Origin of the sequence: Nitratireductor sp. GCM10026969 (assembly GCF_042660605.1) — a bacterium.
In the GTDB taxonomy this organism is placed as follows: Bacteria; Pseudomonadota; Alphaproteobacteria; order Rhizobiales; family Rhizobiaceae; genus Chelativorans.
In genome coordinates this window covers 1-6014 of record NZ_JBHSUM010000206.1, presented here as the reverse complement: position 1 = coordinate 6014, position 6014 = coordinate 1, and the positions used below count along the sequence as shown (strand labels likewise).

Below are 6014 nucleotides of genomic sequence, written 5' to 3'. Positions count from 1 at the left end.
GCCCCTGCCGGCGCCGCAGCGTTCCGCCGCCACGCCTTCGACGGGCACACAGCCGGCCAATACGGCTAGCCGCACGGCTTCCCCTTCATCCGGAACGGCCCCGCAGCCGCAGGCGCCCGCGAATCAGCCCGATGGGCAGCTCGGGGTTCTGCCGCAGGCGCCGAAGCCGCAGCAGGCAGGCCGCGACAATTCGGGTGGAGGCACGGCGAACGACAGTTCCGATTCGGGCCGCTATACCGTAGCCTCGGGTGACACGCTCTACGGGATTTCGCGCAAGACCGGGGTCAGCGTCGACAGCATCAAGCAGGCGAACGGACTGTCCGGCGGCATGATCCAGGTCGGACAGACGCTCACGATTCCGCAAGGCAACAGCGCCGGCCAAACGGCGGTCGCCAAGGCGGAGCCCGCCAAGACAGACGCGCCGAAGGCCGACCCGGTGACCACCGCCTCGGCCGACAAGGCGGGTGCGCCGCCCAAGGCCGAGGAGAAGGAGGTTTCCACCCATACGCCGCCCTCCGGCGATACGGTCTCGGAGAAGAGCGGGGAAGAGGCGGAAGAGGTTGCGGCACTGACCCCTGACGCCACGGGTGTGGGACGTCTGCGCTGGCCGGCGCGCGGGCGCGTCGTCGCCGGCTTTGGCAGCGGAAGCAGCGACGGCATAGACATTGCTGTCCCCGAGGGGACGTCCGTCCGGGCGGCCGAGAACGGCGTGGTCATCTATTCCGGCGATGGTCTAAAGGGATTCGGCAATACCGTGCTCGTGCGCCATGAGGACGGTCTTGTCACCGTCTACGGGCACGCCTCGCAGCTCAAGGTGAAGCGCGGCGACAACGTCAAGCGCGGCCAGGAGATCGCCCTTTCGGGCATGAGCGGGGAAGCGGACCGTCCCAAGCTTCATTTCGAGGTGCGCAAGGGCACCTCGCCGGTCGACCCGATGACCTATCTCGAATAGGCGGGGCCGGGGCCCGTCCGCTCAATCTTTCAGCCGCCTGCCGAGGCGGCCCGCCATATCCTGCACGAATTGCCAGGCCACGCGCCCCGAGCGGCTGCCGCGGGTCGTGGCCCATTCCAGCGCCTCCGCGCGCAGCGTGTCCGCGTCGACCGGAAGGTCGTGATAGCGCGCATAGCCGTCGATCATGGCCAGATACTCGTCCTGCGAACACCTGTGGAAGCCGAGCCACAGACCGAAGCGGTCCGACAGGGAGACCTTCTCCTCCACCGCCTCGGAGGGGTTGATGGCTGTCGAGCGCTCGTTCTCGATCATGTCGCGCGGCAGGAGATGACGCCTGTTGGACGTCGCATAGAGGATGACGTTTTCCGGCCGCCCTTCGACACCGCCTTCCAGCGCCGCCTTCAGCGACTTGTAGGAGGTGTCGTCCTGGTCGAAGGACAGGTCGTCGCAAAACAGGATGAAGCGGTGCGCGGCCGCCTTCACCAGCGCCATCAGGACCGGCAGGCTCTCGATATCCTCGCGATGGATTTCGACGAGCTTCAAGACGGGCGCATCACCCTCGCGCGTGCGATTAACCTCGGCGTGGACAGCCTTGACCAGCGAGGATTTTCCCATGCCGCGCGCGCCCCACAGAAGCGCGTTGTTGGCGGGCAGTCCGGCGGCGAAGCGCCGCGTGTTGTCGAGCAGGATGTCGCGCACGCGATCGACGCCGCGGATGAGCGTCAGATCGACGCGGTTGACCTTTGCGACCGGGGTGAGCGAACCCGTCTCGGCGTGCCAGACGAAACAGTCCGCCGCGTCCAGATCCGGTTCCTCGGGCGCCCTCGGGGCCATGCGTGACGCGATTTCGATCAGCCTGTCCAGCTTTTCATTGAGCGAGTCGACGGCTTTGTCGGTCATGGCGGTCCCCTTGGCAACGAAATAGTACCGTACGGTACGGTTCTGTCACAGCAAGCGTGTTTTTGCAAGGGTTGCCCGCGTGCCGGCCACCTGTGGGATCAGGGGGATACGCGGGCAGTTGCAAACAGGGTGCGAACATCTATATTCCGCGCGAGTTCGAACCGGGCGCTGCGTTCCGGTCCCATTTCGCGATTCGGGAGTTTTTTATGTTTGTGACACCGGCATATGCGCAGGCGGGCGGGGGAGCCCCCGATCTTTTTGTGAGCATCCTGCCCTTTGTGCTCATTTTCGTGATCATGTATTTCCTCATCATCCGGCCGCAGCGCCAACAGATGAAGAAGCGCACCGAGATGCTGGCAGCCGTGCGGCGTGGCGACACTGTGGTGACCGGCGGCGGCCTCGTCGGCAAGGTGACCAAGGTGATCAACGACACCGAGCTCGAGGTCGATCTCGGCGGCGGCATCAAGGTGACGGCCGTGCGCTCCATGCTTGCTGATGTGCGGGTGAAGGGTGAGCCGACTCCCGAGAAAGCGGCCAACAAGTAGCTCCGATTTTCCGCGGAAGGCGCCAGACGGAGCCCGAAGAAAGAAGCGGCATGTTATATTTTTCACGCTTGCAGACCATCCTAATCTGGCTGGCGGTGGCGCTCGGCGTCGCCTACGCCGCGCCGAACGTCCTTCCGCAGTCCTATTTCTCTTCGCTTCCGAGTTGGGCGCCTTCGCAACCCATGACGCTGGGCCTGGACCTCAGGGGCGGGTCGCACATCCTTTTGCAGCTCGACCGTCAGGAACTCGTCACCGAGCGGCTCAACAGCGTGCGTGACGACGTGCGCCGCCTGCTGCGTGACGAGCGCATCGGCTACACGGGCCTTTCCACCGCCGGACAGGCGGTGCAGGTTCGGATCCGCGACACGGCGGAAGTCGAAGCCGCCCGGCAGGCGCTCGATGAACTCCTGCAGCCGGTTACCGGCGGCCTGTTCGGATCCGGCAGCCTACGCGAGTTGGCGCTGTCGGAGCCCGAGCCCGGCCTGCTGCGGCTGACTCTGACGGAGGAGGGGATACAATACCGGCTGTCGAGTGCACTCGAGCAGTCGATCGAGGTGGTGAGCCGCCGCATCAATGAGCTGGGCACGACCGAGCCGGTGGTCCAGCGCCAGGGTGACGACCGGATCCTCGTGCAGGTGCCGGGTCTGGAAGATCCCGAACGGCTGAAGGATCTGCTGGGCCAGACCGCCCGGCTGACCTTCCAGATGGTCGATCAGTCCATGCCCGCCCAGGAAGCGATCGACGGCCGGCCGCCGGCGGGCACCTCCGTCATGTACTCGATGGACGAGCCTTCCGTGCCGTATCTCATCGAGGACCGGATCATCGTTTCGGGCGAGAACCTGATCGACGCCCAGGCCACCTTCGATCAACAGACCAACGAGCCGGTCGTTTCCTTCCGATTCGACACCCGCGGCGCGACCCGGTTCGGGCAGGCCACCCAGGAGAATGTCGGCCGGCTGTTCGCCATCATCCTCGACGGGCAGGTGATCTCTGCGCCGCAGATCCGCGAGCCGATTCTCGGCGGATCGGGGCAGATTTCCGGCAGTTTCACGGTCCAGAGTGCCAACGATCTCGCCGTTCTTCTGCGCGCCGGCGCCCTGCCGGCGACCCTGACCGTCATCGAGGAGCGCACCGTCGGGCCGGGCCTCGGGCAGGATTCGATCGAGGCCGGCCAGATCGCCTCGATAATCGGTGCCGCGCTAGTGGTCCTCTTCATGGTCGCGGCCTACGGGCTTCTCGGCATCTTCGCCGTCGTCGCGCTCACGGCGAATATCTGCATGATCATCGCCATCCTTTCCGGACTCGGGGCCACGCTGACGCTGCCGGGCATCGCCGGCATCGTGCTGACGATGGGCATGGCGGTGGACTCGAATGTGCTCGTCTTCGAACGCATCCGCGAGGAGCGGGCCTCGGGGCGAAGTCTTATTCACGCCGTTGACGCCGGGTTCTCCAAGGCGCTCACCACGATCGTCGACGCCAATGTGACGACCCTGATTGCCGCCGTGATCCTGTTCTATCTCGGCACCGGTCCGGTGCGCGGCTTCGCCGTGACACTCGCCATCGGTATCGTCACGACGGTCTTTTCCGCGTACACGCTGACGCGCTGGATGATCGCCGAATGGGTTCGGCGCCGCCGGCCCAAGGAATTGCCGCGCTTCCCGCTGCAGGTGGTCCCGGTGGAAACGGGCATCCGTTTCATGTGGCTGCGCCGCTTCGCCTTCACGCTTTCGGCGGTCGCCTCCATCGGCGCGCTTGCGCTTTTCGCGACCGTGAACATGAACTACGGCATCGACTTCAAGGGCGGCTCGAGCATCGAGGTGCAGTCGCGGGAAGGCCCGGCCGACATCGCCGAGATCCGTAGCAGCCTCTCCGTCCTCGATCTGGGTGACCTGCAGGTGCAGGAGTTCGGCGACCCGCGCGAGGCGCTGATTCGGGTCCAGGCACAAGAAGGCGGAGAAGAAGCCCAGCAGGCCGTCATCGATCAGGTTCGCAGCGTTCTGGAGGCCGACTACGATTTCCGCCGCGTCGAAGTCGTCGGACCGACAGTGTCGAGCGAACTGGCGCGTGCCGGTACGATCGCCGTCCTGGTCTCGCTGCTGGCGATCCTGATCTATATCTGGCTTCGTTTCGAATGGCAGTTCGCGCTCGGCGCGATCCTGGCGACGATGCACGACGTCATAATGACCATCGGCTTCTTCGTTATCACCGGCATCGAATTCAACCTGTCGAGCATCGCCGCCATCCTGACGATCGTCGGCTATTCGCTGAACGACACGGTGGTGGTCTATGACCGTATTCGCGAAAACCTCAGGCGGTTCAAGAAGATGCCCCTGCCGCAGCTTCTCGACATGTCGATGAACCAGATGCTTGCGCGTACGCTCATGACCTCGGTGACAACGCTTCTGGCGCTTGTGGCACTCTATGCCTTCGGCGGCGAGGTCATCCGCTCTTTCACCGCGGCCATGATCTTCGGCGTGGTGATCGGCACCTATTCCTCGATCTTCGTTGCCGCACCCTTACTGATCCTCTTCCGGATGCGCCCCGCGGGCACTACGGAAGAGGCCGGCGCGGCGAAAAAGGAAGATCAGGGCGCGGGTGAGATCGCGGCCAAGGGATGACCGGCGGTATGCATATACGCGAGGCGCACTTTCCGGGGCGCGCGCCCATCGACGCCTATGGCAATGGCGGCTTCCGCTTTGCCGAGATGTCGCATCGCGGCTCGATCCTGTGCCTGCCTTCGGGCATTCACGGCTGGGCGGCAAGCGATCCTGCCGAACTCGGCGAAGGGGATTTTCTGCAGACCATCGAGGAAGCCGAATCGATCGAAATCCTGCTGGTAGGGACCGGAAGATCGCTCAAGCCGTTGCCGGCGGAACTTCGTGCCCGGCTCAGGGAGGCGGGCATGGCGGTAGAGACCATGTCGACGGGCGCAGCGGTGCGCACCTACAACGTCCTCCTGGCGGAAGAGCGCGCCGTCGCAGCGGCATTGATCGCCGTCGGGTGAGATGAGTTCGGCCGAGACCGAGACGCTCGCCATCGTCCGCCAGGCCGACCCGGACCGCTATCTGGCCGCCCTTTATGCGCCGGCGGCAAAGCGGCCCGCGCTGCTGGCGCTCTATGCCTTCAATGCCGAGATCGCCGCCGTGCGCGACAGGATCAGCCAGCCGCTCCCCGGCGAGGTGCGGCTGCAATGGTGGCGCGACGTCCTGGCGTCGGGCGATCCCGCGGCGGCGGGCGGGCATCCGATAGCCGCGGCGCTTTTGGAAGCCATCCGCGCCTACGACCTTCCCCATGCGACCTTCGAGAACATGCTGGAGGCGCGCATCTTCGATCTCTATGACGATCCGATGCCGACCAGGACGGATCTGGAAGGCTACTGCGGCGAGACCGCTTCGGCGCTGATCCAGCTTGCCGGCCTGGTGCTCGATCCCGGCGCGGCGGTGAAAACGGCGGCGACCGCCGGCCATGCCGGCTGCGCGCAGGCGATTGTCGGGCTGTTGCGGCTGCTGCCGATCCATCGCAGAAGAGGCCAGTGCTACGTGCCGCTCGACATCCTCCAGGCGGTCGGCACGACGCGGGACGATTTCATCGCAGGCAATGACAGGCCGGGCGCGGCG

6 protein-coding genes are annotated in these 6014 nt (G+C 65.4%); 5 read left to right on the top strand and 1 reads right to left on the bottom strand.

All coding sequences use genetic code 11. The features are described 5' to 3' along the window. A partial coding sequence (locus ACFP9U_RS23220; RefSeq protein WP_378625093.1) for a peptidoglycan DD-metalloendopeptidase family protein occupies nucleotides 1–952 on the top strand: 952 nt, incomplete at its 5' end. Nucleotides 953–973: 21 nt separating this feature from the next. Here ACFP9U_RS23220 and ACFP9U_RS23215 read toward each other — a convergent pair. Next, on the bottom strand, nucleotides 974–1852 hold the full coding sequence (locus ACFP9U_RS23215; RefSeq protein ID WP_378625091.1) for an ATP-binding protein: 879 nt from the start codon (nucleotides 1850–1852) through the stop codon (nucleotides 974–976). A 206-nt stretch (nucleotides 1853–2058) separates the two neighbouring features. Here ACFP9U_RS23215 and yajC point away from each other — a divergent pair, with 206 nt between their 5' ends. The 4 genes from yajC to ACFP9U_RS23195 form a co-directional block, all read left to right on the top strand. Continuing rightward, complete coding sequence (yajC, locus tag ACFP9U_RS23210; RefSeq protein WP_378625090.1) at nucleotides 2059–2397, top strand: preprotein translocase subunit YajC; 339 nt, start codon at nucleotides 2059–2061, stop codon at nucleotides 2395–2397. Between the two features lie 50 nt (nucleotides 2398–2447). Beyond that, a complete protein-coding gene (gene secDF, locus ACFP9U_RS23205; RefSeq protein ID WP_378625088.1) occupies nucleotides 2448–5015 on the top strand; it encodes a protein translocase subunit SecDF in 2568 nt (855 codons plus the stop codon). Further along, nucleotides 5012–5401, top strand: a complete 390-nt coding sequence (locus ACFP9U_RS23200; RefSeq protein ID WP_378625087.1) for an Mth938-like domain-containing protein — start codon at nucleotides 5012–5014, stop codon at nucleotides 5399–5401. Before secDF ends, ACFP9U_RS23200 begins: the two co-directional genes overlap by 4 nt. A gap of 1 nt (nucleotide 5402) precedes the next feature. Beyond that, a partial coding sequence (locus ACFP9U_RS23195; RefSeq protein ID WP_378625086.1) for a phytoene/squalene synthase family protein occupies nucleotides 5403–6014 on the top strand: 612 nt, incomplete at its 3' end.

What these genes read in the sequence shown, in the direction of transcription:
- ACFP9U_RS23215 (WP_378625091.1), bottom strand. Translation starts at nt 1,852, where the DNA reads ATGACCGACAAAGCCGTCGACTCGCTCAATGAAAAGCTGGACAGGCTG.
- yajC (WP_378625090.1), top strand. Translation starts at nt 2,059, where the DNA reads ATGTTTGTGACACCGGCATATGCGCAGGCGGGCGGGGGAGCCCCCGAT.
- secDF (WP_378625088.1), top strand. Translation starts at nt 2,448, where the DNA reads ATGTTATATTTTTCACGCTTGCAGACCATCCTAATCTGGCTGGCGGTG.
- ACFP9U_RS23200 (WP_378625087.1), top strand. Translation starts at nt 5,012, where the DNA reads ATGACCGGCGGTATGCATATACGCGAGGCGCACTTTCCGGGGCGCGCG.